The sequence below is a fragment of the Larkinella arboricola genome, assembly GCF_003259745.1.
Taxonomy (GTDB): domain Bacteria; phylum Bacteroidota; class Bacteroidia; order Cytophagales; family Spirosomataceae; genus Larkinella; species Larkinella arboricola.
On sequence record NZ_QLMC01000001.1, the window covers coordinates 973,248 to 999,027 of the forward strand.

Consider the following 25,780-nt stretch of genomic DNA (forward strand, 5'->3'; position numbering starts at 1 on the left):
GTTTTTGCCCTCTCGATAGGAATAGTGGCCCTTTTACCACACGAATCACGGCTTCAGGTGGTGATTCGGTATGCCGGGAATAATCTTAAATTAGTTACAGATAATTTAGGGGGCCAATTTGCATAAAATTTCAATTTATTGCTATCGTCTCCAGCTTCAGACGTATGAGAATCTCATCAACCAAATGGTTGTCAATCGGATCAGTAATTGCATTAGTGATCTTTGTTACCCTCGGGCTTATTGCGTTTCGAACCATTCGGAACCAGTTGGAAGAAGCACGGTGGGTGGAACATAGCTATCAGGTTTTAAACCAGATTGGTCGGACCCGGCAATTGCTAATCGACATGGAAACAGGTCGGCGGGGCTTCCGAAGCACCAGTGAGACGCGGTTTCTGAAACCCTATAACGACGCTCTTCATAAAGTGATGCCAGCGGCCAGTCACATCAAAGATCTGGTTTCGGATAATCCCAAACAGACCGAACGGGCCGTTGAGATCGAAAGGGGGGTGCTGGAGATACTGCAATACTGGAAAAGCCAGAGCAACGACGCCAGCCAGTATAGCCGTGCCGACATCGTTCGAATTACGGACGGCGAGAAGGCCCGGATGGATACGCTGCGGCAGCAACTGGCCACCATGATTCGGGTAGAAGAAGTACTGCTGGCCAACCGGGAAAAAGAAAGCAACCGGGCGGTGGAGCTGGCGATTACGGTATTTAGCGTTGGCGCCGTTTTCCTGCTGGGGCTGGGTGTTCTTCTCTATTACCTGTTTTCGTCCGAGATCAGGAAACGCCAGCGGGCGGAAGTTTATCTTCAGCAGAATCTGGATGAGGTGGAGCAACTTAACCAGGTGAGTACGGAAAAGAACTGGATGCTGACCGGTATGTCGCTGCTGAATGATACGATTCAGGCCGTGACCGAATCCGACTCACTGGCGCAGGAGGTCCTGCAAACGATTACCCGCTACCTGGATATTCCGGCGGGCGGTTTTTATTGCTACGACGAAGAAGGGCAGTTGCTGGAATTGAATGCGGCTGTGGCCCTACCGGCTCAGATTCAGCGCACGTACGGTTTGCACGAAGGGCTCGTGGGGCAGGCGGCTACCAGTCATGAGATCGTTGTGACGAATCACGTTCCGGCGGCTTACTGGTCCATTCGGTCGGGCAGTGGGCAGGCGGTTGCGGGACAAATCGTTTGTGTGCCCCTCTGGTACAAAAAGGAGTTGAAGGGTGTGCTGGAACTGGCGACCTTTCAGGCATTGAGCCCGGCGCAACTGGATTTGCTCAAAACCGTTGGCAACAACATTGCCATTGCCCTGAACGCAGCCGAAGCCCGGAAACGGGTGATGCGTCTGCTGGAGCAGGTTCAGGAACAGAAAGGAGCGCTGGAACATCAGCAGGAAGAACTCCGGCAGTCGAACGAGGAATTGACGCGGCAGGCCGAAATTTTGCAGGCGTCGGAAGAAGAACTGCGGGTCCAGGAAGAAGAGTTACGCCAGATCAATGCCGAACTGGAAGAGAAAAACGAAGCCGTGGAAGTCGGTCGGCAGGCCCTGGCGGAGAAGGCCCGCGAACTGGAAAATAACAGCCAGTATAAGTCGGAGTTCCTGGCCAATATGTCGCACGAACTGCGAACTCCATTGAATAGCGTCCTGATTCTGGCCAAAATGCTGTCGGAAAACAAAAACAGCAATCTGACCGCCAAACAGATTGAGTACGCCCAGGTAATCCATAAATCCGGTTCGGATCTGCTCAATCTGATCAACGACATTCTGGATCTTTCCAAAATTGAAGCCGGTAAAGTTGACATGGTGCCCGAAAATACGTCGGTCAGCAACATGATCCACGATCAGGAACAATTGTTCAGCGTGGTAGCCGAGCAGAAAGAAGTGAAACTGGTAACGGAAATCGACGAATCGGTTCCGCAGACGCTCTTTATAGCCAAGACGCGACTCGAGCAGGTGATCAAAAATCTGCTGTCGAATGCGTTTAAATTTACCCCCGTGGGCGGCACCGTCACGCTTTCTTTCCGGACGAAAGCGCCTATGAACGGCTTTACCAATGAGCCGCTGATTCGCGCCAGTCGCCTGCTGGTTATTTCCGTAACCGATACCGGGATCGGCATTCCGGCGGACAAACAGCAGTTGATCTTTGAGGCATTTCAGCAGGCCGACGGCTCCACCAGCCGGAAATACGGCGGTACGGGTCTGGGCCTTTCCATTAGTAAAGAGCTGGTCAAACGGCTGGGGGGCGAAATGCGGTTGCACAGTGAAGAAGGAAAAGGAAGCACCTTTACCATTTATCTGCCGTTGGTGGAAGCCCCCACGAGCGCTTCGCCGACCAGGCAGCCAACGCCGGAACCCAGCCAGCAGCCTGCACCCGTGAAGGATAAAGTGACGCATTTGCAGGCTGATATTGTTGAGCAAAACGACCTGAAAGACGACCGGAATGCCGTGCAGAAAGGCGATAAGGTGATGCTGATTGTGGAAGATGATCCGGCGTTTGCGTCGGTGGTTCAGGATTTTGCCCGCGGAAAAGGATACAAAACCGTGGTGGCCCTGCGGGGTGACGAAGGCATCTATTACGCCCGGAAGTATAAACCGTCAGCCATTATTCTGGACATGCAGTTGCCGGTAGTCGACGGCTGGAACGTGCTGAGCTGGCTGAAAAACGACGAAACGCTGAAGGATATTCCGGTGCATGTCATGTCGGCGGCTGATGAACCGAAATCCGGCATCGGCAGTGCGCTGGCTTACCTCCGTAAACCCGTTGAGAAGCAGGATCTGGAAAAGGCGTTCGGACGAATCAGCGACCATCTGCATGCTCAGATCAAACAGGTGCTGGTGTTGTCGGGCAATTATCTGAACGATGATTCCCTCCAGCAGATTATTGGTCAGCGCCAGTTCGAACTGGAATGCGAGTACGTGCGTACAAACGAAGAAGCGCTCGAAAAACTTCGTGAACGAACCTTCGATTGCCTGATTGTGGATATGGGGGGCGATCTGGAAAACGGTCTGGAACAACTGAAGCAATTGCGGGAAGCTATGCCGTCTGAACAGTTGCCGGTCATTATTTACATGGATAAGGACCTGAGCCCGGCGGATGAGTGGAAGCTCAAAAAGCTATCAGACGTAGTGATTCGCGAATCCTCGCAGTCGATCGACCGGCTCATGGATGAATTGGAACTGTTTTTGTATAAAGTTCAGGAGGTAGAAACCAAAGACCTGCCACAGCCGTTGACGCAGATCAACGACCAGAGTTTGCAGGGCAAAAAAGTGTTGCTGGTCGACGACGACATGCGGAACGTTTTTGCCCTGAGTACGTTGCTGGAAGACCAGCAAATGGAGGTGCTGACGGCGGTCGACGGTCGGGAGGCCCTGGAAACGTTGCAGCAGAACCCGGATGTGGATGTGGTACTGATGGATATTATGATGCCCGAAATGGACGGTTATGAAGCCACCCGGCGGATTCGCACGGATCTGAAAAGGCCCCATTTGCCGGTGATCGCCCTGACAGCCAAGGCCATGCCCGGCGATCGCGAAAAGGCCATTGAAGCGGGTGCGTCGGATTACATTACTAAACCAGTCGATAGCGGGCGCTTGTTTTCTTTGATGCGGGTATGGTTGTCGGTAAAAATATGACGGTGCAGAATTCCATTTCAGCGGAAGAACTGGAGGAGATTATCATCCTGATTCAGCGACAGTACGGCTATGATTTCGGCGATTACGCCCGGGCTTCCCTGCATCGTCGGGTCATTCGGTGTATGCAGAAGGCGGGATGCCTGACGGCCTACGAATTAAAGTATCAGCTCACGAACGACCACCGGTTTTTTGCGTGGTTTATTGAGTCGCTGACGGTAAATGTCACCGAAATGTTTCGCGATCCGAGTTTTTATAAAGAATTACGCCAGAATGTGCTGCCCAAACTGGCGTCGTATCCGGCCATTAAAATCTGGCACGCCGGTTGTTCAACGGGTGAAGAGGTATTTTCAATGGCTATTCTGTTGCACGAAATGGGTTTGCTCAGTCGAACCCGGCTGTATGCCACCGACCTGAATCCGGCGAATCTGGACCGGGCGCGGCAGGGCATTGTTCCGCTGCAATACATGAAAGACTATACGGCCAATTACATTCAGTCGGGCGGAACCAACGATTTTTCGGCTTATTATACCGCCCGGTACGAAAATGCGATTATCCACAAGGAATACCGGAAGAACATCGTGTTTGCGGTGCACAATCTGGCGACAGATCACGTCTTTAACGAATTTCAGCTGGTGTGCTGCCGGAATGTACTGATTTATTTCAATCGAAATTTACAGAACCGGGCGATTAATCTGTTCAGCAACAGCCTGACACCGCTGGGGTATCTGGCCCTCGGTATGAAGGAATCACTGCTGTTTACAGACGTCCGGCACCAGTTTGAAGTAGTGAATCCCGCGGTCCGGATTTACCGCAGTAAACGATAAGGAAACCAGGGGCAGATGAGTCGAGTGAGTGTGGTGGTGATTGGTGGTTCAGCAGGCAGTATACCGGTTGTGACAGAATTGTTACAGGCGTTACCCCGGCATTTTCAGTTCAGTGTAATTATTGTATTGCACCGGCTGAGGAATGTCATCAGCAGCCTGGATACTATTTTAGGAAACAAAGTTCAGGTAATTACCATTCGGGAACCGAATGATAAGGAGGAAATTCGGGAGCAGTATGTTTACTTAGCCCCGCAAAATTACCACCTCCTGATTGAAGCGGATAAAACATTCAGTCTGGATTACTCCGAAACCGTTCACCACAGCCGTCCGTCCATCGATGTAACCTTTGAAAGCGTTGCGCAGGTGTATGCCAGTCAGGCGGTGGCGGTGTTACTGAGTGGAGCCAATCAGGACGGAGCCGACGGCTTGCAGGCCATTATCAATCAGGGTGGTATGGTGATCGTTCAGGACCCGGCAACCGCTGAATATCCGGCAATGCCGAAAGCCGCCCTGGAGCGGAACCGGGAGGCTGTCGTTCTGACACCGCCGGAAATTGCAGCTTTTTTACGAACTCTTACTCAATAACCGATAAAAAATGGTAGCAGCGAATAACTCCCAGAAGATGACAATCATGCTCGTCGACGACCGCGAAGAGAACTTGCTTGTCCTGGAAGAGATGCTGGCTAATGATCAGCGCACTTTTATAAAGGCCACGTCCGGCAATGAAGCGCTGCGTCATGCCTTAAAAAATGATCGCATCGGGCTGGTGATGCTGGATGTTCAGATGCCCGAGATGGACGGGTTTGAGGTGGCCCGCATTCTGAAGTCGAACCCTAAAACCAAGGATATCTCGATTATTTTCGTGACGGCCATCAACAAGGAAGAACAGTATATTTTGAAGGGCTTCGGCGAAGGCGCCGTCGATTACCTGCAAAAGCCGCTGGATGTCAATGTCACCAAAGCCAAGGTCAACGTTTTTGAACAACTCTATCATTATCAGCAGGAACTGAAACAGACCGCCCTCCAACTGGAAAAGATCAATAAACAGCTGGAGAAGTTTGTCTATATCGTTGCGCACGATCTGAAGTCTCCGCTGGTTGGTATGATTGCCGCCCTGTCGCTGCTGGAAATGAAAAACGAAGTAGATGTGGTGCCGCGGGATGAGATCCAGGAGTACGTGGGGCATTCGAAGTCGGCGGCTTTCCACTTGTCCGAAATGATTAACTCATTGCTCGAATTTTCGCGGCAAAACGTGGCGCAGCAGACCGTGGAGGAAGTGGACGTTCACGAACTGGTCGATCAGATTGCGATGATGCTTTTTCCGCCCCGGCATATTTCCATCGAAATCAACGGTCGGCTGCCCGTATTGAAAACCAAAAAAATCAAGCTTCATCAAATCTTTCAGAACCTGCTCAGCAACGCCATCAAGTACAACGATAAAGCCGAGGGACACATCGAAGTGGGAGGCACCGATCGGGGGGCTTCGGTGGAGTTTTACGTAAAAGACAACGGTCCGGGCATTCCGGAGGATGAGCACGAAGCCATCTTTAAATTGTTCCGAACCACCGCCAACGTCTCCCAGACCGAGAGCAGTACGGGGCTGGGGTTGTTCATCCTGAAGATGCTGGTGGAAGAGCAGGGCGGTAAAATCTGGGTGGAGTCCGAAATGGGCAAAGGCACTACATTTTATTTTGAGTGGATGAAGTAGCGAGAACATGGATAAAGAAGAAAACATAACCTTCTACATTGTGGAAGATGACCAGACGGATTTTGAACATATCAAGCGGGCGATTCACGAGATTCAGCCGGCCTTAAAAATCCGGCGGTTTCTGCACGGTGCGGCTTTGCTGGCTCATCTGCAAAACAGCCAGCCCGGCGAATACCCATCTCTGATCATGCTCGATTTTTTTATGCCGGTGCTGGATGGGCTGAAAACCCTGCAACAGCTGAAAGCCAACGAAAATTTCCAGCAGATACCGGTCGTGATGTGGTCGGGGTCGTCGCGGCCCGAAGACATTAGCCAGGCGTACCGGCTGGGCGCGCGCGCTTTTCATACCAAACCGGTTTTGTTTGAAGACTGGCAGGAGCAATTGCAGACCACCCTGCGGTATTGGTTAAGAACCGTCGAACTGCCCCATCTGGCAGAATGCTAGGAAAACCGGCATCAATTCCATACGCAGAAACCGGGTCCGGACAGGCCCGGTTTTTTGTTTGTTTTCGACTGGCGCACAATTCTGCACCAACCAACCGGAATTCTGTAACGGTTGCCGGTGTTCTATCGATGATATTTGCCCTATCAAAATACACAAACAAGATCATGGAAAAGTTGACTTTCAAAACCAATATCAAGTGTGGTGGCTGCGTGGCCACGGTAACGCCGTTTCTGAACAAAGCCGTTGGCGACAACAACTGGCAGGTAGATACGCAAAACCCGGATAAGTTGCTGACGGTCGAAGGCGCCACGGCCGATCAGGTGAAAGAAGCGCTGAAAGACGCCGGGTATAAAGCCGAACTGGTATGAACGCGCAACCAACCGTAACCGAACGAACGGGCCGTACCGGCACCCCGTCGGTACGGAAAACCTATCCCGTGCTGGAAATGACCTGTGCGGCCTGTGCCGTCAGCGTAGAATCCATGCTGAAACACACGCCGGGTGTTTCCGACGCGGGGGTCAATTACGCCAACCAGCAGGCCTGGGTGGAATTCAATCCCAAAGCCGTTACGCAGCAGGACTTGCAGAATGCCGTGCGCGCCATCGGTTACGACCTGATTATCGACGCCGAAGACCCGCAGGAAGTGCAGGCCGAAGCCCGGCAGCGGCATTACGAATCGCTGAAAAAACGCACCCTTTGGGCGGGCATTCTGTCGGTTCCGCTGGTAGTCATCGGCATGGTTTTCATGGATATGCCTTTTGCCAACGAAATCATGCTTGCGTTGTCGGCGCCGGTGGTGTTCGGGCTGGGGCGCTCCTTTTTCGTCAATGCCTGGAAGCAGGCCCGGCACGGCAAAACCAACATGGATACGCTGGTGGCCCTGTCCACCGGCATTGCCTTTCTGTTCAGCACGTTCAACACGGTTTACCCGGATTTCTGGCACCAGCGCGGCATTCATCCCCACGTCTACTTCGAATCAGCCGCCGTGGTTATCACCTTTATTTTGCTCGGAAAACTGCTCGAAGAACGGGCTAAATCAAACACCTCATCGGCCATTAAGAAGCTCATGGGGCTGCAAGCCAAAACCGTCCGCATTGTAGAAAATGACGTTGAATCCGAAATTCCGGTGGCATCAGTACGGGTTGGGCAGGTAATTGTGGTGCGGCCCGGCGAAAAAATACCGGTCGATGGCGTGGTGATAGCGGGTTCCTCGTTTGTGGATGAAAGCATGATTTCGGGCGAAGCCGTGCCAGTCGAGAAAAAAGCTGATCAAAAGGTGTTTGCCGGAACGATCAACCAGAAAGGCAGCTTCCGCTTCCGGGCTGAGAAAGTTGGGGCCGACACGGTATTGGCGCAAATCATCCGCATGGTGCAGGAAGCGCAGGGCAGCAAGGCGCCGGTACAGCAGCTCGTAGACCGGATTGCCGGTATTTTCGTGCCGGTCGTTATCGGTATCGCGCTGCTGACGTTTATCGTCTGGATGCTTTTTGGGGGCGAAAATGCTTTTGCGCAGGCCCTGCTAACCTCCGTAACGGTGCTGGTCATTGCCTGTCCGTGTGCGCTGGGGCTGGCAACGCCCACGGCGATTATGGTCGGGGTTGGCAAGGGCGCAGACAACCAGATTCTAATCAAAGATGCTGAAAGTCTAGAGTTAGGCTATCGGGTGAACGCCGTGGTGCTGGACAAAACCGGTACCATCACCGCCGGAAAACCCGCCGTTACAGACCTGGACTGGCAGCAGCCAGAATCAACGCAACTAGCGGCCATTTTATACGCCCTCGAAAATCAGTCGGAACACCCCCTGGCCGAAGCCGTGGTGGACTACCTGAAGGGTTCGGTTGAAAAAAGCGTGACGCTGGACCACTTTCAAAGCCTGACCGGGCGCGGGGTGACAGGCCGGTACGAAGGAATTCGGTACCTAATCGGAAACCGTCATTTACTCGACGAGCAGGGGATTTCCGTGAGTTTGCCCGTCATGCAGCGGGCCGAACAGTGGCAGAAAGAAGCCCGAACGGTGGTGTACTTTGCCGACGAAAAAACCGTGCTGGCCCTCATTGCCATTGCCGATCCGATCAAGGAAACATCCAAAGCCGCGATTCAGACGCTGAAAAGCCGTGGAATCGAGGTGTATATGCTGACCGGCGACAATCCGCAAACCGCCGGAGCCGTTGCCCAAACCGTGGGGTTGACGGACTTCCGCGCCGAGGTAATGCCGTCCGACAAAGCCGAATTTGTGAAGGATTTGCAAAAGCAGGGTAAGGTCGTAGCGATGGTGGGCGACGGCATTAACGACTCCCAGGCGCTGGCGCAGGCCGATGTGAGTATGGCAATGGGTAAAGGCTCCGATATTGCGATGGATGTGGCCCGGATGACGCTCATCACGTCGGACCTGGGCCGGATTCCGAAAGCGCTGGAACTGTCGCGCCGGACGGTGCGGGTTATCCGTCAGAACCTGTTCTGGGCGTTTATTTACAACCTGATCGGTATTCCGATTGCCGCCGGTATTTTGTACCCGATCAGCGGTTTCCTGCTGAATCCGATGCTGGCCGGAGCGGCTATGGCCCTCAGTTCGGTGTCGGTGGTCAGCAACAGTTTACGGCTGCGAACGGCGCGATTGTAAATAAAAAAGTGTTGCCTTTTTAACCGCCCCCGGCTTACACCGGGGGCGGTTGTTATTACGGTATTTGCTGCTTCACGGCCCACTGTTCTACAATTTTCCGTTCATGCAGCCGAAAAACGTGGTAAAACACATACGGCTTTTGATCAAGCTGTCCTTCCGACTGAATCACGACAAAATTGCCTTCCCCGATGATTCGGTGTATTTTCTGAAAAACTAACAGATCGGCATTTTGCTGTACATACTGCTCCAGACCGGCCCGCCCGTTGGCGATGTCGGGCTGATGCTGAACCAGATCGGAGACTACATACTCGGGGAGAAGCACCAACTCCCGATTTACCAGAACGCGCTGGAAAAATTCTCCAGCGATTTTTTTGTTCTCTCCGGTCAGCGCAACATCTTCAATCTCAACGGCTCCGTCCATCATGGGGTTTCCATTCAGGGTGCTTTCTGGCTGATTCTCAACCGCGTCCCAGTGTTCAACCACCTGCCCGTTGTGAAGCCGAAACAGATCAACAACGGCTTTTGGCTGACCGCCGACGGCGAAACGCAGGTTGGTTACCACGTAGTCACCCTCCGCAATGAGCCGCATAAACGGTTTAGCGGAGGTGGCTGGTTTGGGCATTTGGCTTATGTACCGGAGCGCATCCAGTAGGCCCGCCTTCCCCGGTTTAACCGTGGCGCTGTGTTGAATGTAGTCGTCGGCGATGATTTGGTCGGCATAATCGAGGTCACCGCTGGCGATGGCCCGCCGGTAAAAGTCCCGGATGATGGCTTTATTAACTTCTATGGAATGCATGATAATCATCAAGTTTATTGGGTTCATACAGAAGCCCGACGTGCTTTTGGCTGGATTCCTCCGTATGGTTCGGGGACGGCGATGGCGGGGCATACTGCCGCCCGGGTACGACCCGGAGTTGTCCGGATTCACGTCCTTGGACTTGGTAAGAAATTAAAATGGAATGCTGCCACGCGATAAAGTGAAGCGTGCAGTAAGGCACCTGCCGATTACCGGTAAGTGCTTGCGGGGCAGTATGTAATGATGATGATTTTCAGTGGGGCAAATGTAAAACGTATTGGTTTTACCTGCAACTTTTACCGGCGGCATCAGACTCCGTCGGGGTAATGGGAGGACAAGCCTTTCAGGCTTGTCCTTAGGCTAGGCGCGGTGTGCCAGCCGGTCGGCTTCTACCGCCGTCAGCAGGGAGGTTAGTCCATTCTGTTCCGTGATTTTCCGGTGTGTTTCCGGATAATACAGGTAGCTGGTCTGGTCGCGGATCATCAGCCGCAGCAGTTCGCCGTAAAGGTGCATTTTGTTGTGATCGAAACCGTACCGAATCTCCACATTCTGGGCAATTTCAAACTCCTTGTTACGCCCCCGGACTGCCCGGTCTTTGCCGCCATAATTGCCCGTCACGTCCAGAATGGAACCCGGAAACAAATCCATCAGTGCCCGCGTCCCGGCTTCGTCCACCAGCCCCCGGATGACGGCCCGCGTCGGCACCCATTCATGCAGCGTGACATCGCCCCGCTCAAACAACAGCCGCATTTCCTGGCGGTCCATCCGGCCCACCTGCGTAAAACCGTGGTAAAAATTGACGAGCGAATCGCCGTAGCGGACGGTGGCCTGCACCTGGTCTTCCAGGTCCGTACCCGGGCGTTTGCAGACCTGGGCGGCTTCCACTTTGCCGTCGCCCAGCCACCCGGCAAACAGATCGAAGAAGTGAACCCCGTGTTCGATGAAAATACCGCCACTGAGTTCGCGGTTCCAGAACCAGTGCTGGGGCGAAAGTCCTTCGTCGCCCGCGTAATTTTCGAAATAACCGTGCAGGAATTCCCCCAGTATCTTTTTGTCAATCAGGGTTTTGATTCGCTCAAACATCGGGTTGTAGCGTTGCATCAGGTTTGTTACCATCAGCAGCCCCTTGCTTCTGGCGAATTCCACCATTTCGCGGCCTTGTTCCTCGTTTGTTGCCAGCGGTTTTTCGCAGATGACGTGCTTCCCGGCCCGCAGCGCCTGCATGGATTGCTCGTAATGCAGAAAAGGCGGGGTGGCAATGTACACGATGTCGAGATCGGGCCGGGCCAGCATTTCGTCGATGGAATCGAAATGGGTTGCCCCGAAGCGGGCGGCTGCCCGGTTGGCTTCCTCGCGCTGGGAGCCGGCGATGCCAATAAGTTTAAGGTGTGGAGATTGCAGGAAATGCTGGGCGGCAAAAAGGCCAAAGCCGCCGAAACCAATGATGCCTAAGCCAAGTTCTTTTAGTTCACTCATGATGCGTTCGTTGGTTGTATCGTCTTTCATTTAACAACAATTTGGCGGAACTGTTGAAAGGATTTACGGATAGACACAGATGGTTGTTTTTTCATAGATTTTATCCAACGTCCTGTACCTTTCAGAACGGAATTTGGACGGTTCGTCATTTTTTTGTCCTACATGATGGGGGGAAAGCCGACCTTTGCTGTCAATCAACAAATACGAAAAGCGAATGGCGCGTTTACAGCCTGACTTATGAAACAGTTGTTACAAGCATGTTTTCTGCTGCTGTTGATCAGCACAACCCTGCGGGCGCAGGAAACGCCTGCTCCGACGGCCCGGCGCGTAAATGAGCAGGCAACGGTGAGTGGTTACATCAAGGATGCCGCCAACGGTGAAGGGTTAATTGGAGTATCGGTCTTTGTGAAGGAAACCGGAGCGGGTATCACCACCAACTCCTACGGTTTTTATTCCCTCACGCTTCCGGCCGGTACGTATAATCTGGTTTACACCTACGTCGGGTTTGCCCGACAAACCCGTACTGTCGACCTGACGGGCGAAAACGTCCGGCTTAATATCGAATTGCAGGAAGAAGGACGTGAGCTTCAGGAAGTAACCGTTTCGACCAGACGTGAAGACGATAACGTCAAAAGCATGGCCATGAGCGTCAATACGGTCGAGATGAAAACGATTCAGAAAATGCCGGCCCTGCTGGGTGAGGTGGATGTCGTCCGGAGCATTCAACTGCTGCCGGGCGTTTCGACGGTGGGCGAGGGTGCAACGGGCTTCAACGTCCGGGGCGGTAACGTTGATCAGAACCTGGTGTTGCTCGACGAAGCGCCGGTTTACAACTCGTCCCACCTGTTTGGTTTTTTCTCGGTTTTTAACCCCGATGCGGTCAAGGACGTAAAGCTGGTGAAAGGCGGGATTCCTGCGCTTTATGGCGGTCGGATTTCCTCGATTCTGGATGTTCGGATGAAGGAAGGTAATTCGAAGCGAACCACGGTATCGGGCGGTATTGGACTTATTTTCAGTCGCTTGACAATTGAACAGCCGCTCTTTAAGGACAAAGACGGACAGGCGCGGGGCTCGTTCATCATCGCGGGCCGCCGGTCTTACGCCGACGTGCTGGCCAAACCATTTCTGACCGGCGATCTGAAAGGCTCACGGTTTTTCTTCTACGACCTGACGGCCAAAGCCAATTACCGCATCAACGACAAAAATACCATCTACGCATCCGGCTACCTGGGGCGCGATGTGTTTGGTGCCGATTTTGGCTTTAACTGGGGCAACGCCACGACGAGCCTGCGCTGGAACCACGTTTTTAGCGACAAGCTGTTTCTGAATACCACGGCATTTTACAGCAATTACGATTACCTGCTGGACAGCGACCTGAAACGCGAAAATCAGAAAGACTTTTTCAACTGGAAATCGAGTATTATCAATTATAGCGTGAAGCCCGACTTTACGTTGTTCCTGAAAAACAATACATTGACCTTTGGTGGGCAGGCCATTATCTACGACTTCCGACCGGGCGAGGCCAATGCCGCCAGCGGGGGAGAGGTGCGGTCGTTTGGGCTGGAAAGCAAGTATGCCCTCGAAAGCGCGCTCTATATCGGCAATGAGCAACAGCTTTCCCGGCGGGTGCAGTTGCAATACGGCCTGCGGTATTCGCTCTACAACTACCTCGGCCCCGGCGAATCCTACGAATTTCAAACGGATGTGCCCGCCGGTAAGCGACGGTTTCCGGTTTCGACCACGACCTATGACCGCAACGAAGTGATCCAGACCTACGGAAACTGGGAACCCCGGTTTTCGGCCAAGTACGAGCTAAACGAGGTAAGTTCGCTGAAAGTCAGCTACAACCGGCTGGCGCAGTACCTGCACCTGGTATCGAACACCACGGCGTCGACTCCGCTGGACGTCTGGACCCCATCGACAAACAACATCAAACCGCAACTTGCCGACCAGATTGCCGGGGGGTATTTCCGAAACTTTGGCAAAACCGGAACGGAGTTTGAAGCTTCGGTGGAGCTGTATTACAAGTGGTTGCAAAATCAGGTCGATTATATTGATGGGGCCGAACTGTTGCTCAACAAATACCTCGAAGGCGATCTGTTGAACGGCAAAGGCCGGGCTTATGGCGCCGAATTTTATCTGAAAAAGAACCGGGGCGACCTGACCGGCTGGATCAGCTACACGCTGGCCAAAACCGAACGGTTTGTGGACGGTATCAACAACAACCGGTGGTTTCCGACGCGGTTCGATAAGCGGCACACCCTGAACGCCGTGGCCTTGTACGACCTCAATAAACGCTGGAGTTTCTCGGCCTCCTTCGCGTTTGCAACCGGTACGCCCGGCACCTTCCCGACCAACGGTTATCTTTTCCAGGGGTATCTGATACCGCACAACGCCGAAAGCTCCCGCAACAACTATCGCATTCCGCCGTACCACCGGATCGATTTGTCGGCGACGTTGCAAAACAGGAAAAAACGGCCCGATCAGAAGTGGGAGAGCAACTGGGTGTTCTCGGTTTATAATGCCTACGGCCGCAAAAATCCGTTCTCGGTCTTTTTCCGGCAGGCCGAAGAGAAACGCACTGTAATGCTGAACGGCGAACAGGTGCAGATTCCGGTCGCCGAAGCCGTCCGGTATTCGGTTTTCGCTACGCTGATTCCGTCAGCAACCTACAATTTCAAGTTCTAAGCAACCCACGGACTTTTTTATAGAAAATAGCCATGAAAAATATCCATATATGCGGTTTTTCGATTGTTCATGTAATCTTGTTCGGCCTGCTTCTGCTCGGCCTGACTTCCTGCGAAGACCCCATCGACATTAACCTGAAAACCGGCCCGGTGCAACTGGCCGTTGACGGCTGGCTGACCGATCAGCCCGGTCCGCAAACAATCCGGCTGATGCGTACCGCCGGTTATTTCGATGCGGCCCAACCCCCGGCGGCTCTGGGTGCGACGGTAATTGTGGCCGACGAAGACAGTGTTATTCACGAGTTTATCGACCTGAAAGGCAACGGTACTTACGTCTGGACGCCCAAAAACGGCGAGACATTTGGTAAAATCGGGAAGAAGTATTTGCTGGGCATTCGCTACGAAGGGCAGGAGTATTACGCCATTTCGCAGATGCAGCCCGTTCCGACTGTCGATTCGCTGGTTTTTCGGGAAGAAAAGCTCAATCCGGTTTCGAGTGAAACGGGTTTTCTGAGCGAATTCTACGCCACCGACCTGCCGGGGCAGGCTGATTATTACTGGATTCGTACTTACCACAACGGCAAGCGGCTCGACGGCACCAACAACATTGTGGTGTCCTACAACGGGTCGTTCAACGGGTCGGCGGATACGGATGGCCTGCTGTTTATTCAGCCCATCCGGTGGTCGATCAATCCCGAAGACCTCTATCAGATGAACGATTCGGTACGGGTTGAAGTGTTGTCCATTACGCCGGATGCGTTTTATTTCTTTCAACAACTGAGCACGCAGATTAACAACGGCGGGTTGTTTGCCTCCCCGCCCGCCAACGTGCCGACTAACATTGTTAACCGCAACGCCAGTGGTCCGAAAGCCGTGGGTTTCTTCGGGGTGTCGGCCCTCAGCAGCCGAACCGCCAGGGTAGAACCGGGCACCATTCGGCCAAGCGACGATTGAAAACCGTTTGCTCATTGGACCACGCAACGGCCTGTTTGAGCGGCCCAACCGTTCGTTTTGTCCCGGTAGCGGATGGGTATTCAAATCCGTTTTAGCGATAAGGTACTTTTGTCTTGTTCAGCAACGGCAAACATCATTTATCCACACCTTTAAAAAGTATTCGTTGTTTACGAGGACAAAATCTCACCGAGCTGTGAGGTTTTGTACGATAGAAGGTCATAAAAACGGGTTCGTTGAATCCGTTTTTTCTGTTTCTCAAAACTTCCACCGCGCCTGCACCTTCACTTCGCTTTTGTGCGGTTTGGCAATTTCGTCCAGATCGGAGCCAACGGTGTGCTGCTGACGAAAATCGGTGCGGCTCCAGCGCAGCCAGAAGTCCAGATGCTTGTTCAGCGTGTACTGAATCAGAAGATAATTGCGGATGCCTTTGTTGGCGTAGGCCGGAATCGAAAAAGCCGACAGCACATCCCGTTCGTAAACATACTGCCGACTGTCGTAAGTATCGGTGCTAAACCACGCCAGCCGCCCACTGAGCGAGATACACCCAAAATCCGCCGTTGCATCCTGCACCACCGCCAAGCCGTTAGAGGGTTCAAAACCGTCGTATCGGAAACCGCCCCACTGCACGCGCGTCCGCAGCGACCACATGCGCGAAGGGGCGAATTCGGCATTGAGCGCGTAATTTCTATGCACAGTTCCGACTGTTTCTTTGGTTTTACTCAGCGCCGTCGGCAGGTTTTTCTCCTTGTGTTCTTCGCGGTAAATCCCGTAAACCGTTAGTCTTTTGGTGGGCGTATATGTGGCCTGTACCAAAAAATCGTAACCCTGCGACGGCCTGTCAACCAGGTATTTCAGCCACGAAAACCGGTAATAATCGAAGGAGGCACCTAAGGTCAGTTTGCGGTAAATGACGTAACGCAAACCCGTATAAATGCCGCGCTCGTTGCTGTTGCGCCCATTTTCGCCGAAGGCATTGGCATAGAAGCTATGAAAATTCCGGTCGTAATACCGTCCGAGCAGGGCCGCGTCCAATCGTTTGGTCAGGCTGGCAATGGCCCCACCCACGGCGCCAATACCTCCGCTTGATGAACGGGCTACTTCTGCAAAAAAGTTGATGTTTTGCCAGATGTAATTCCCATGCAGCCCGATTACGGTATTTTGGGTGCCTGTAAATTCGTAGCGGTTATAAGGCAAATCGCGTTTTTGCAGCGTTTTGTCGAAGGTAGTGTGCAATACCGTCGCGCCCAGTTGCACCTGTTGGTCGGTACGATAGAGCAGATGTGCCCCCAGGTTCTGTTCCAGAACACTGGCGCGGTCGGCCAGTTCGGCGGAGGTTCGGTGCAGACCGCTGGTGAGGAGCGAACTGATTTTGTCCTCCTGATTTTCTGAATCCGTTACCACATTGCCGTCGCGCCGGTTCCGGGCCGTCAGCAGCGTAATATCCCAGTTTTTGGCCAGCGTATAGGTTGCCGTTACGCCCCGTAAATAACCGTATTCACTCAGCGAGGTATAAGGCCGTGCGCCCAGCGATGGCCGCCGAACGCCCGCAACGGTTTCGGACCCTTTGCCCAGCGAAAATCCCGACGCCAGCACCAGCCCCTGCCCAATTTGCAGTTGATAATCGCCAATCAGAATGTTGCGCCAGCGTCCCCGGCTCTGGAACTGGGCGTGGAACGAGACATAATCCATACCGTACTGATAACGGTCCGGCTGCCAGCGGAACGGTTCGCCGGGGTCCTGTTCGAGCGTGAAGCCGAAACTGAAATCGCGCGGGCGGCTGTAGCGGTATCGCCAGTACCACTGCTGTCGGCTACCGTTGTAGCGCCGGGGTACCTTCCCGTTTTTGTCGGGTTCGCCCGGTGTGAAGCCCTTCTGCGGCTCCAGCACCCGTTCGACCCGCATGATCAGGTAGTGGTCAGTCGGGTTACGGATTGAAAAAAGACGGTTTTGCGCATCGACGGTCACAAACGGCAACAGTCGGCGGATGGTCGGCAGGTCGAAATCCGGGACGGCCTGTAATTCGTAGACGGATAAAAAAGGGCCGAAGCTGACCCGGTACTCAAACAGGCTGTTAAGCTGACGTTCGGTAAGCAGATAGGTGGCCGAAAGCTCGTCGCGGGTGACAGTATTGAGGTCCAGCGGGCTGGCGTAAAGCTGATAGAGGTTTTCGTAAACCGTGGGGTAATCGATGCCATCGGTCTGCACCGGAAACAGATTATGAATCAGGTCGCCAAGGTTGGTTTCGTGCCGACGGTATTGCTGCGCCCACGTAAGCGAATGAAGCATCAGAAAGCCGCCAACGAACCATACTGTAAAACGGTGTTTCAAAGCGTCGTCACAACTGAAAAGGCCGCACGTTTACCGGACGGCCCGGTCCGGCTGAAAGATTTCTTTCAGTTGCTTAGACGACGGAAGCGTTTAGAAGATACACCGTTCGAATGGCTTTTTGGATCATCAGTCCGCTCTGTTGATGACATCAATCAGGTCCTGCAAGTTTTTCTGCTGTTCTTTGGTCACCTTCGGATAGTCCATTTTCAGGCTTTGCAGTGTTTCCGCCAGCACTTTTGCCACAATCAGACGCATGTTTTTCTTGTCGTCGGCCGGAATGATGTACCAGGGCGCTTTTTCGGTGGCGGTTTCGTTGATTGCTTCTTCGTAAGCCTGCATGTATTGTTTCCAGAAACCGCGTTCAACCACGTCCTGACTGTCGAATTTCCAGTTTTTGGCCGGGTCTTCGATGCGGTCAATCAGCCGTTCAGCCTGTTCCTTCTTCGAAACGTTCAGGAAAAATTTCAGTACCGGAAAGCCGTTGCGGGTCAGGTAGGTTTCAAAATTCCGGATGTCCTTGTAGCGCTGCTTCCAGAGTTTATCCAGGTTGTCGGTGCGTTCGTCGGGCAGCCGCTGGCTCTGGGTAAGAATGTCGGGATGCACTTTAACCACCAGCACCTCTTCGTAATACGAACGGTTAAAAATACCGATGGTGCCGCGTTCGGGCAGATTAATCATGCTGCGCCAGAGGAAATCGTGTTCGAGTTCGGCGTCGTTGGGCCGTTTGAAGGAGTGAACGCGCAGCCCCAGCGGATTGACGCCCGAAAAGACGTGCTGAATGGTGCTGTCTTTACCGGCGGCATCCATCGCCTGAAAAATCGTAACCAGACCGTAGCGGTTATGGGCAAACATCTTTTCCTGTAACTCGTTCAGTTCGGACGCCAGGTTGCGCAGTAAGACCTCGTAGTGCTCCCGGTTCTCGTATAAATCGTCAATCCTGGTGGGAACGTCAGCGATGGAAATTTTTTTGGATTCGTGCCCCGTAAAACGGAATTGTTTGGTGTCTATCGCCAGGGATTCGGTCATGGTGCTGCAAGGATTGTGATAAACGCGAAGCCCACCGAACCGTCTTAAAACAGATTATGTTCTAATAAAAACCGTCGGGCCGATTCCTGCGTATGTACAGTTCGGGAACTCGCTTTTGTTTTAGGGGTGTAAACCTTTCAACATCGAACTATGTTCAAACCTCTGCAACTGAAACGTCTTGCGGCCTGGCTGATGGCGCTGCTGCCCATCGTCCCGCTGTTGTCGTGTGGTCAATCCTCAAAACAATCATCATCCGAACGAAAACCTACTAGTATGAATATCAGCAACACTGCATCTATTGCCCCCGGAATGGAAAAAGCGACCTTCGGAACCGGCTGCTTCTGGTGTACGGAAGCCATGTTTGAATCTCTGGACGGCGTTTCGGAAGCCGTTTCCGGTTACGAAGGCGGCACCAAAGCTAACCCGACGTACAAAGAAGTCTGCACCGGAACAACCGGCCATGCCGAGTGTGTAGAAGTAACCTATGATCCGAAAAAAATCACGTACGCCGAACTGCTCCAAGCGTTTTTCCGCAGCCACGACCCCACTTCGCTGAACCGCCAGGGGGCCGATGTGGGTACGCAATACCGTTCGGTGATTTTTTACCACAACGACGAGCAGAAGCAACTGGCCGAAACCATCAAGAAAGAACTGAACGAGTCCGGTGCGTATGATAAACCGATTGTGACCGAAATCAGCCCGGCTTCGACGTTCTACGTGGCCGAAGATTACCACCAGAGCTATTTTGCCAATAACCCGGAGCAGGGATACTGCGCTTTCGTGATTGCGCCGAAACTGGATAAATTCCGCAAGGTGTTCAAGGATAAGCTCAAAAGCAGCGAGCTTTCAAGCCACTGAGTAAGTACTGCACTGATTCTGGAAAAGGCCCCGCAAGGGGCTTTTTTCGTTTATAGGCTTATGCACGATCAGGCAATGTCTTCAGAAAGACCGCTTTTGGAAAAGCCGGTTTGTCATAAATTCATGACTGAAACCGTGGTTTGTACTCTTAAAATAGGATGGCTGAATTTAATTAGTAATATGTACTTAGGGTAAATAAGGGCCGTTGTCGCTTTGCCGGACGTATAAAGGTAGCGTGTAGCAGATGCGGATGTTTGCGGCTTGCGGCCTGTAAATTTGAAAGAAAAAAATATTTTAAGCTAAATCGCTTGATTATTAGATATTCTGAAATTTTCTATACATTCGTCTTATATCCAGGTTAAAACAATAAGACGATGATCAACTTCTATTTACGGGTTAGTGTTTTGGGAGTATTTTTACTCTGCTCAAAATTAGGTTTTTCTCAGGTTTCGGGTCGGGCGCTGCATTTGCAGGTGGGTTACGAAAACTTCAATGCCGCGAAAATCAATGGCTGGTTCTTACCCAGTTATCCCACCCTTCAAAAAACGTACACCACCTTCGGTTTTAGCGGTTACGGAGTCAGAAACAATGTGTTGTTAGGCGGGGAGCTTCAGGTTAAGACCGGGAGCACAGTACGTAATACGGCCGCCAAACTGACGCCCTGTGCGGCTAATCTTGATTTTAATTTCGGTTATGTCCTGCTGCATAAGAAAGGGCTGACGGTGTTTCCGATTGCCGGGGTGGGGTACGGCTTTTTTGCCACCCGGATTTGGGAAGCCGAAAAACGGTATCCGTCCTTCGTCCCGGAGCAGGTCAGTATGCGGGAAAATATCGTCTCATCGCAACAAGGTGTGACGGGCAGCATAGCCGCCGGAGCGGAGTATATACTCGGAAAACAGGCTGGGAGCCGTACCAAAGGCTTGTCGGTTGGCCTGCGGGCGGGCTATAGCTTTATGCCGGCCAGTACCAAATGGCGGGTCAATTACACAGAATCTGTCAAGGGTACATCGTTCGGTACGTCAGGGCCCTTTGTTCGCTTGTTGGTGGGCATTGGACGGATTAGTGCTGCTCAACAATGAACCGTATTGGTGAATACTGTTTCAAAAGGCCCCGCAAGGGGCTTTTTTCATGGATGCCAACCCTGAAAGCTAGGAGAGAAATAAGTACATTGCAATCGGGTTGTCGGGGCTGCTCCCGAATGCCTCTATTCTTGCTTATGACGGCTGGTTCTAACGCGACTTTGCTCCTGGTGGAAGACGAACCCAAGGTAGCTTCATTTATTAAAAAAGGGCTGCAAACGCAGTCGTACACGGTTGAAGTGGCATTAACGGGCGAGGAGGGGAAGCAGCGTTTCGACGCAGCGGCCTTTGATCTGATTATTCTGGATGTGAATCTGCCCGACATCAGCGGCCTCGAACTGGCCGAATACATCCGTCAGCAGAACCGCCGGGTTCCTATTCTGATGCTGACCGCCCTGGATACCACCGCCGACAAATTGCTGGGGTTTGAAGCCGGGGCCGATGATTACCTGGCCAAACCGTTTGATTTTCTGGAATTAATGGCCCGAGTCAAAGCCCTGCTCCGCCGGGCCGGTACGACGGAAGATGCGGACCGCATTCTGCGCGTGGCCGATCTGGAGCTTAATCTGGATGAGCGCGTGGCCCGTCGGCAGGGGCAGACCATCGAACTAACCGCCCGCGAATATGCTCTGCTGGAATACCTGATGCGTAATGCCGGGCGCGTGGTGTCACGGGTGGATATTGCCGAGCAGGTGTGGGACATTGGGTTCGACACGGGGACCAACGTGATTGATGTATATGTCAGCTACCTACGCGCCAAAATTGACAAGGATTATCCCGTTAAACTGATCCATACCCTGATCGGGATGGGGTATGTGCTGAAAGAAAAATGAGCCTTCAGAACCGTCTGACCCTCTTATCGACTGCCATCGTCTCAGTTCTGCTGGCGGTTTTCTGCCTATTTATGTACCTGATGGCCGAACAATACCGTAATCACGCGTTTCTGACCCGGTTGCGGGCTGAAGCACTGACGGCGGGTCATCTTTTGGTCGGTCGGGAGCGCCTGGGACCCGCTCTTTATAAACTAATCGACAAAAACCAGTTGACGGTCTTGCCGGATGAGGAAATCATCATCTACAACGTCAAAAATGAATTGATTTACGAAAGCGGCACGGATTACATCTCCGTCACGCCGGCCACCCTGCAACGCGTTCGGGAGTTGAAAACCACGCGTTGGCGGGAAGGCAACCGCGAAATTGTCGGTATGTTGTTCACCGAAGAGGCCGAACCCTTCGTCATTTTAGCCTCCGCTGTCGATATCTACGGTGTGAGGACCGTTCAGGATTTTGCCCGGCTACTGGCGGGAGGCTGGTTTCTGATGACCGGCATCGTGCTGGTTGCCGGACGGTTTTTTATGGGCCGCATCGTGCAGCCCATTAGCCGGATCAATCAGCGGATTGATGAAATTACGGCTTCCAATATGTCGTTGCGGTTGCCGGAGGGAAAAAGCGGTGATGAATTGACCCAACTGGCGCAACGATTCAACCGGATGCTCAATCGGCTCGAAGAAGCGTTTCGGTTGCAGCGGTCGTTTGTGTCGCACGCGTCGCACGAACTGCGCACTCCGCTGACTGCCATCACGGGTCAACTGGAAGTTTCGTTGCTGGCCGACGATGAGCCGGACGAACTCCGCGCCACGCTCCGGTCGGTGCTCGACGATGTGCGGGGGCTGAACCGAATGGCCAACGGATTGCTGGCCCTTGCCAGTGCCAGTATGGATTCGTCCGCCGTACCCATGGGACCCGTGCAACTGGACCATCTGCTCGAACAGGTTTGCCGGGAAATTCAGCGCCTGCAACCGAATTATACCGTTCATCTCCAGATCGACCCGGTGAAGAAACCGTATGCCGACTGGCAACTGACGGGCAGTGAACCCTTACTGCGGACGGCTTTTTTTAATCTGCTGGACAATGGTGGCAAGTTTTCGCCGGATCATACCGTAACCATGCAGTTGTCGGCACCGGCTAAGTCGATGCAACTCCGGGTTCATAATGCCGGTTCGGTGATTCCGGTTGACCAGTTAGCCGAAATTTTTGTGCCTTTCCAGCGGGGCCGCAATGCCAGCGGACTACCGGGCTACGGCATTGGGCTACCGCTGACCGAGCGCATTGTACAACTGCACCGGGGCCAGATTCGGGTTGAATCGTCGGCCGAAGCCGGAACCACTTTTGTTGTCACCTTCCCGCGTTAAAATTGGTTCGGGTTTCCCACTTCTCTTTCACACCGGTTTTTGTGGTTAAAATGTTTCCCAAAACGCCGTTTCCGGCGTTTTGGGAGGGATTGATGCATTTCTAATCCCGTTCTAATGCGGCTCTAACGCGAGCCTAACCCCGGCTTACGATCTTTGTAATGTCAACAAGGAATTAGGTAGTAACTGCCTGAAATTCGCAGAGTTGACCACTAAAAGATAAAATAGCCATGAAAACATACTTTTTTGCCTTCGCGTTTATCGGACTTTTTGGGTTGACAGCTTCAGCTCAGGACGATGCAAAACGCCGGAACGATGTTACCTATTCGACGCATAATTACAAACACCCGAATAAGTCGGCCGTAGCCCGGAAATGGGCTGCTGAAAAAGGGTCCGAAATTAGCGTACCCGGCTTTGATCAGAAACGGGTGGCCAATTATAAACAGCAGGTCGTGCGTACCGAACCCGTTGACGGGCTGATTGTGCCGCATACCGCCCAGGAAAATCTGGCCAACCGGAACTATAAAATGCAGCGCGTGAATGCTGCGGCCCCGGTTACGCCCGAAGTTGCCAATTCGATTCCACACACCTCCCTTCCCCAGAAAAACTAATTCAGGGGCTTTCCTCGCCCGACCGCGTAAGGGGCCGCAAGCCGGTCCTTACGCGATCTCGGGTAAATAATGCTGGTTTATTTAAAATAGACAGATAATTAGATGATCCGAACCTACCAGGAGCTTTTTGCTAATAATAAAAAATGGGTTGAAGACCGCACCCTTCAGGACCCCGCCTTTTTTGATAACCTGGCCGAAGGACAACGGCCTAAATTCTTGTGGATTGGATGCTCTGATAGCCGGGTTCCGGCCAACGTCGTAACCGGTACCGACCCTGGTGATCTGTTTGTGCACCGCAACATCGCCAACATGGTGATTCATAATGATATGAGTATGTTGAGCGTGCTCGATTATGCCGTCAACGTGTTAGGTGTACAGCACGTCATTGTGTGCGGTCACTACGGTTGCGGAGGTGTGGCGGCTGCTATGGGCAACAAGCAGGTCGGGTTAATTGACAACTGGCTGCGCTACATCAAGGACGTGTATCGGCTGCACCAGCATGAACTGAACGCCATTGAAGATCCGGGTCAGCGGCTCAATCGGCTGATCGAACTGAACATTCAGGAACAGGTGTACGGACTGACCACCACGACTATTGTTCAGAATGCCTGGACGGCGGGCAGACCGTTGCAGATTCACGGCATGGTGTATGACCTGAAAACGGGCCTGCTGAAAGATCTGCAAATTACCAAAGACCATACCAGCGAGATCGATGAGGTGTATCGGCTGGAGCCCATATTTGCGTAACAAAATTTTTTGGTTGGAAGAATAACTGGAAATACCTGAGCCCTTTACCTTCGCGTGAGATGCTGCAATCGCGTCTTCCTGAGTTGGGAAGACGCGATTCTTTACCTCAAACCGTCCTCGTTGCTTCAACGGGACGGTTTTTTTGTGTTCAGGTCTGCGGAGTATTGTTGGGGCCAACGACCGCCGAAATCAACCCCGGAACAGTATTCTAGCTGGCGGCCTTGGCCGCGTTTCTTTTCCGGGTTTCGGCGGCCTTCTTCGCTGATGCTGACCGTTCTTCGGGGCTGCGCGAAGCGGATGCCGCTCCGCCTTTTTTACCGCCTTTGTGGGCAGGCTCCCGGTTTTCGGCGTGGCCCCGGCCCGAACCGCTTTTTTTGCCTCCGCCCGACGTTTTATTCACGGTAGCCCAGGCCCGGCGCTCGGCTTCTTCTTCCGGTAAGCCCCGGTCTTCGTAACTTTCCTCAATGTGTTCGGCTTGTCGTTTCTGCTTATCTGTATAAGCCGATTTGTCTCCTCGTGCCATAATCTTCAGTCATTTAGTTGTACCGATACGGGTCAACGACTGGGCGTTTCATGAACTGTCCGCGAAAACCCGGTTAACTGGTGGATAAAACCGCTAACTCCTGATTATGTTTTGAGGGTCAGCAGGCGGCCCCGTCTGGGTAAAGCAATGCCGCACGCTGGCAATGTCTGATAATTTGGTCTGGCCGTAGGCTGAAATTCCGTTGCCTGATGCCCTTCTGCGATCAGCATCATCGTCTGCCGACGGGGAGCTGTGATTTTAGTCTGTCCGGATACCGGTTTCGGAGCTACCCGCAGAGCCGGGGCTTCGCACTGTTGTACGAATCCAATGGCTGGCGTTTGGTAGAAAAACTACTGCAAAGCAGTATTGAATCGGGCGTGCCTTGTGTTTGAAGGCTTGTACTTTCATTTTGGTGACAGCGCCGACGGAAGCGAAATTCGGTACAGCGCCAGCCAACAAGTCCATCGTTTATTTTCACGCCAATGTAGAAACCGTTACAAAGAAGACACGGGCGGCTGGTGGGCTGTTGACATTCGGCCCATCGTCTGGAGAGGCAGACAATACGTAGAACTACTTGCTGGATGGTTGTTAATACGTGGTACCACGGCGATATCATGTAGGATTTCTACCCAATTTTTAGCCAAAATTGATAAACTGGCCGTAAAACTCTTGTAAGACGTTTAGAAACTCCCTTATTTTGGCCCAAGTTTAACATTCAACTCTACAAATACTGATGAAAAAAATTCTCTCTTCTCTGCTTGTAATGACCCTTCTGTTGGTTGGTACCGAAACATTCGCTCAGATGCCTATTGATAAAGGATCGAAATTTCTCAACGCCGGTATTGGCTTAGGCGGCTGGGGCGGTATTGGCTTTGGCGGTGGCGGTATTGGTTTAGGGGCATCATTTGATCTTGGTGTTGCTAAAAATATCACAGTGGGTGCGCTGGGCGCTTTTCGCGGCTACAGCGGTTATGGCTCCTACTACAGTATTGGTGTACGGGGTTCATACCACTTCAATGAATTGCTGCAACTGGACAATGACAAAGTAGATCTGTACGCCGGTCTTGGTCTGATTTATAGTGGCTGGAGCTGGAACAATGCCTACGGCGGTTTCCGCAATTCCATCGGCGGTGTTGATCTTGGTGGTCACGTTGGTGGTCGGTACTTCTTCTCTGAAAGCGTCGGTGCTTTTGCCGAAGCCGGTTTTGGAATAGCACCTCTCCAGTTGGGGGTTACCTTCAAATTCTAAGATAACGTTCTATAATTAAAAAC

The 25,780-nt window shown here is 52.7% G+C and carries 21 protein-coding genes; 16 read left to right on the forward strand and 5 right to left on the reverse strand.

Features of this window, described 5'->3' with window-relative positions; genetic code table 11:
• Positions 1–164: 164 nt before the first annotated feature.
• From LX87_RS04045 to LX87_RS04075, 7 genes are all read left to right on the forward strand, one after another.
• Entirely contained in the window at positions 165–3,638 is a 3,474-nt protein-coding gene (locus LX87_RS04045) for a response regulator (RefSeq protein WP_111626868.1), read from the forward strand.
• A complete protein-coding gene (locus tag LX87_RS04050) occupies positions 3,635–4,462 on the forward strand; it encodes a CheR family methyltransferase (protein ID WP_111626869.1) in 828 nt (275 codons plus the stop codon). The genes LX87_RS04045 and LX87_RS04050 overlap by 4 nt, the downstream gene beginning before the upstream one ends.
• Before the next feature lie 15 nt (positions 4,463–4,477).
• On the forward strand, positions 4,478–5,047 hold the full coding sequence (locus LX87_RS04055) for a chemotaxis protein CheB (RefSeq protein ID WP_111626870.1): 570 nt from the start codon (positions 4,478–4,480) through the stop codon (positions 5,045–5,047).
• 10 nt (positions 5,048–5,057) lie between these two features.
• Positions 5,058–6,170 carry a sensor histidine kinase gene (locus LX87_RS04060; protein WP_111626871.1) on the forward strand — a complete coding sequence of 371 codons (1,113 nt, stop codon included), beginning with the start codon at positions 5,058–5,060 and terminating at the stop codon, positions 6,168–6,170.
• A gap of 7 nt (positions 6,171–6,177) precedes the next feature.
• On the forward strand, positions 6,178–6,615 hold the full coding sequence (locus tag LX87_RS04065) for a response regulator (RefSeq protein WP_111626872.1): 438 nt from the start codon (positions 6,178–6,180) through the stop codon (positions 6,613–6,615).
• Positions 6,616–6,779: 164 nt separating this feature from the next.
• On the forward strand, positions 6,780–6,983 hold the full coding sequence (locus LX87_RS04070; RefSeq protein ID WP_111627477.1) for a heavy-metal-associated domain-containing protein: 204 nt from the start codon (positions 6,780–6,782) through the stop codon (positions 6,981–6,983).
• On the forward strand, positions 6,980–9,235 hold the full coding sequence (locus LX87_RS04075) for a heavy metal translocating P-type ATPase (RefSeq protein WP_111626873.1): 2,256 nt from the start codon (positions 6,980–6,982) through the stop codon (positions 9,233–9,235). Before LX87_RS04070 ends, LX87_RS04075 begins: the two co-directional genes overlap by 4 nt.
• Before the next feature lie 55 nt (positions 9,236–9,290).
• On the opposite strand, the gene LX87_RS04080 is transcribed toward LX87_RS04075, so the two are convergent.
• Both LX87_RS04080 and LX87_RS04085 read right to left on the reverse strand, forming a co-directional pair.
• Positions 9,291–10,031, reverse strand: a complete 741-nt coding sequence (locus tag LX87_RS04080) for a nuclear transport factor 2 family protein (protein WP_111627478.1) — start codon at positions 10,029–10,031, stop codon at positions 9,291–9,293.
• 360 nt (positions 10,032–10,391) lie between these two features.
• The gene (locus LX87_RS04085; RefSeq protein ID WP_111626874.1) at positions 10,392–11,537 is read right to left on the reverse strand and encodes a Gfo/Idh/MocA family protein; all 1,146 of its coding nucleotides are present in this window, start codon (positions 11,535–11,537) and stop codon (positions 10,392–10,394) included.
• Between the two features lie 207 nt (positions 11,538–11,744).
• On the opposite strand from LX87_RS04085, the gene LX87_RS04090 reads away from it, so the two are divergent.
• On the forward strand, positions 11,745–14,195 hold the full coding sequence (locus LX87_RS04090; protein ID WP_111626875.1) for a TonB-dependent receptor: 2,451 nt from the start codon (positions 11,745–11,747) through the stop codon (positions 14,193–14,195).
• Between the two features lie 32 nt (positions 14,196–14,227).
• Positions 14,228–15,148, forward strand: a complete 921-nt coding sequence (locus LX87_RS04095) for a DUF4249 domain-containing protein (protein WP_111626876.1) — start codon at positions 14,228–14,230, stop codon at positions 15,146–15,148.
• Between the two features lie 255 nt (positions 15,149–15,403).
• On the opposite strand, the gene LX87_RS04100 is transcribed toward LX87_RS04095, so the two are convergent.
• Positions 15,404–17,434 carry a ComEA family DNA-binding protein gene (locus LX87_RS04100; RefSeq protein WP_111627479.1) on the reverse strand — a complete coding sequence of 677 codons (2,031 nt, stop codon included), beginning with the start codon at positions 17,432–17,434 and terminating at the stop codon, positions 15,404–15,406.
• Positions 17,435–17,602: 168 nt separating this feature from the next.
• Positions 17,603–18,502 carry a polyphosphate kinase 2 family protein gene (locus tag LX87_RS04105; protein WP_111626877.1) on the reverse strand — a complete coding sequence of 300 codons (900 nt, stop codon included), beginning with the start codon at positions 18,500–18,502 and terminating at the stop codon, positions 17,603–17,605.
• 273 nt (positions 18,503–18,775) lie between these two features.
• Between LX87_RS04105 and msrA the strand changes: the two genes are divergently transcribed.
• The 6 genes from msrA (at position 18,776) to can (ending at position 23,985) form a co-directional block, all read left to right on the forward strand.
• Positions 18,776–19,360 (forward strand): peptide-methionine (S)-S-oxide reductase MsrA, encoded by a 585-nt coding sequence (gene msrA, locus LX87_RS04110; RefSeq protein ID WP_111627480.1) that lies wholly within the window; start codon positions 18,776–18,778, stop codon positions 19,358–19,360.
• Between the two features lie 374 nt (positions 19,361–19,734).
• The gene (locus LX87_RS04115; RefSeq protein ID WP_111626878.1) at positions 19,735–20,439 is read left to right on the forward strand and encodes a hypothetical protein; all 705 of its coding nucleotides are present in this window, start codon (positions 19,735–19,737) and stop codon (positions 20,437–20,439) included.
• Positions 20,440–20,576: 137 nt separating this feature from the next.
• Complete coding sequence (locus LX87_RS04120) at positions 20,577–21,272, forward strand: response regulator transcription factor (protein ID WP_111626879.1); 696 nt, start codon at positions 20,577–20,579, stop codon at positions 21,270–21,272.
• On the forward strand, positions 21,269–22,630 hold the full coding sequence (locus LX87_RS04125; protein WP_111626880.1) for a HAMP domain-containing sensor histidine kinase: 1,362 nt from the start codon (positions 21,269–21,271) through the stop codon (positions 22,628–22,630). The genes LX87_RS04120 and LX87_RS04125 overlap by 4 nt, the downstream gene beginning before the upstream one ends.
• 227 nt (positions 22,631–22,857) lie before the next feature.
• Positions 22,858–23,238 carry a hypothetical protein gene (locus LX87_RS04130; protein WP_111626881.1) on the forward strand — a complete coding sequence of 127 codons (381 nt, stop codon included), beginning with the start codon at positions 22,858–22,860 and terminating at the stop codon, positions 23,236–23,238.
• Positions 23,239–23,340: 102 nt separating this feature from the next.
• On the forward strand, positions 23,341–23,985 hold the full coding sequence (can, locus tag LX87_RS04135; RefSeq protein ID WP_111626882.1) for a carbonate dehydratase: 645 nt from the start codon (positions 23,341–23,343) through the stop codon (positions 23,983–23,985).
• 208 nt (positions 23,986–24,193) lie between these two features.
• Here can and LX87_RS04140 read toward each other — a convergent pair whose 3' ends face one another.
• Complete coding sequence (locus LX87_RS04140) at positions 24,194–24,508, reverse strand: plasmid stabilization protein (protein WP_111626883.1); 315 nt, start codon at positions 24,506–24,508, stop codon at positions 24,194–24,196.
• 733 nt (positions 24,509–25,241) lie between these two features.
• On the opposite strand from LX87_RS04140, the gene LX87_RS04145 reads away from it, so the two are divergent.
• Positions 25,242–25,757 carry a hypothetical protein gene (locus LX87_RS04145; protein WP_111626884.1) on the forward strand — a complete coding sequence of 172 codons (516 nt, stop codon included), beginning with the start codon at positions 25,242–25,244 and terminating at the stop codon, positions 25,755–25,757.
• Positions 25,758–25,780: the final 23 nt, after the last annotated feature.

What these genes read in the sequence shown, in the direction of transcription:
- LX87_RS04055 (WP_111626870.1), top strand. Translation starts at nt 4,478, where the DNA reads ATGAGTCGAGTGAGTGTGGTGGTGATTGGTGGTTCAGCAGGCAGTATA.
- LX87_RS04100 (WP_111627479.1), bottom strand. Translation starts at nt 17,434, where the DNA reads ATGCTTCATTCGCTTACGTGGGCGCAGCAATACCGTCGGCACGAAACC.
- LX87_RS04045 (WP_111626868.1), top strand. Translation starts at nt 165, where the DNA reads ATGAGAATCTCATCAACCAAATGGTTGTCAATCGGATCAGTAATTGCA.
- LX87_RS04120 (WP_111626879.1), top strand. Translation starts at nt 20,577, where the DNA reads ATGACGGCTGGTTCTAACGCGACTTTGCTCCTGGTGGAAGACGAACCC.
- LX87_RS04050 (WP_111626869.1), top strand. Translation starts at nt 3,635, where the DNA reads ATGACGGTGCAGAATTCCATTTCAGCGGAAGAACTGGAGGAGATTATC.
- LX87_RS04115 (WP_111626878.1), top strand. Translation starts at nt 19,735, where the DNA reads ATGATCAACTTCTATTTACGGGTTAGTGTTTTGGGAGTATTTTTACTC.
- LX87_RS04145 (WP_111626884.1), top strand. Translation starts at nt 25,242, where the DNA reads ATGAAAAAAATTCTCTCTTCTCTGCTTGTAATGACCCTTCTGTTGGTT.
- LX87_RS04075 (WP_111626873.1), top strand. Translation starts at nt 6,980, where the DNA reads ATGAACGCGCAACCAACCGTAACCGAACGAACGGGCCGTACCGGCACC.
- LX87_RS04105 (WP_111626877.1), bottom strand. Translation starts at nt 18,502, where the DNA reads ATGACCGAATCCCTGGCGATAGACACCAAACAATTCCGTTTTACGGGG.
- LX87_RS04080 (WP_111627478.1), bottom strand. Translation starts at nt 10,031, where the DNA reads ATGCATTCCATAGAAGTTAATAAAGCCATCATCCGGGACTTTTACCGG.
- LX87_RS04095 (WP_111626876.1), top strand. Translation starts at nt 14,228, where the DNA reads ATGAAAAATATCCATATATGCGGTTTTTCGATTGTTCATGTAATCTTG.
- msrA (WP_111627480.1), top strand. Translation starts at nt 18,776, where the DNA reads ATGAATATCAGCAACACTGCATCTATTGCCCCCGGAATGGAAAAAGCG.
- can (WP_111626882.1), top strand. Translation starts at nt 23,341, where the DNA reads ATGATCCGAACCTACCAGGAGCTTTTTGCTAATAATAAAAAATGGGTT.
- LX87_RS04060 (WP_111626871.1), top strand. Translation starts at nt 5,058, where the DNA reads ATGGTAGCAGCGAATAACTCCCAGAAGATGACAATCATGCTCGTCGAC.
- LX87_RS04140 (WP_111626883.1), bottom strand. Translation starts at nt 24,508, where the DNA reads ATGGCACGAGGAGACAAATCGGCTTATACAGATAAGCAGAAACGACAA.
- LX87_RS04085 (WP_111626874.1), bottom strand. Translation starts at nt 11,537, where the DNA reads ATGAAAGACGATACAACCAACGAACGCATCATGAGTGAACTAAAAGAA.
- LX87_RS04090 (WP_111626875.1), top strand. Translation starts at nt 11,745, where the DNA reads ATGAAACAGTTGTTACAAGCATGTTTTCTGCTGCTGTTGATCAGCACA.
- LX87_RS04065 (WP_111626872.1), top strand. Translation starts at nt 6,178, where the DNA reads ATGGATAAAGAAGAAAACATAACCTTCTACATTGTGGAAGATGACCAG.
- LX87_RS04125 (WP_111626880.1), top strand. Translation starts at nt 21,269, where the DNA reads ATGAGCCTTCAGAACCGTCTGACCCTCTTATCGACTGCCATCGTCTCA.
- LX87_RS04070 (WP_111627477.1), top strand. Translation starts at nt 6,780, where the DNA reads ATGGAAAAGTTGACTTTCAAAACCAATATCAAGTGTGGTGGCTGCGTG.
- LX87_RS04130 (WP_111626881.1), top strand. Translation starts at nt 22,858, where the DNA reads ATGAAAACATACTTTTTTGCCTTCGCGTTTATCGGACTTTTTGGGTTG.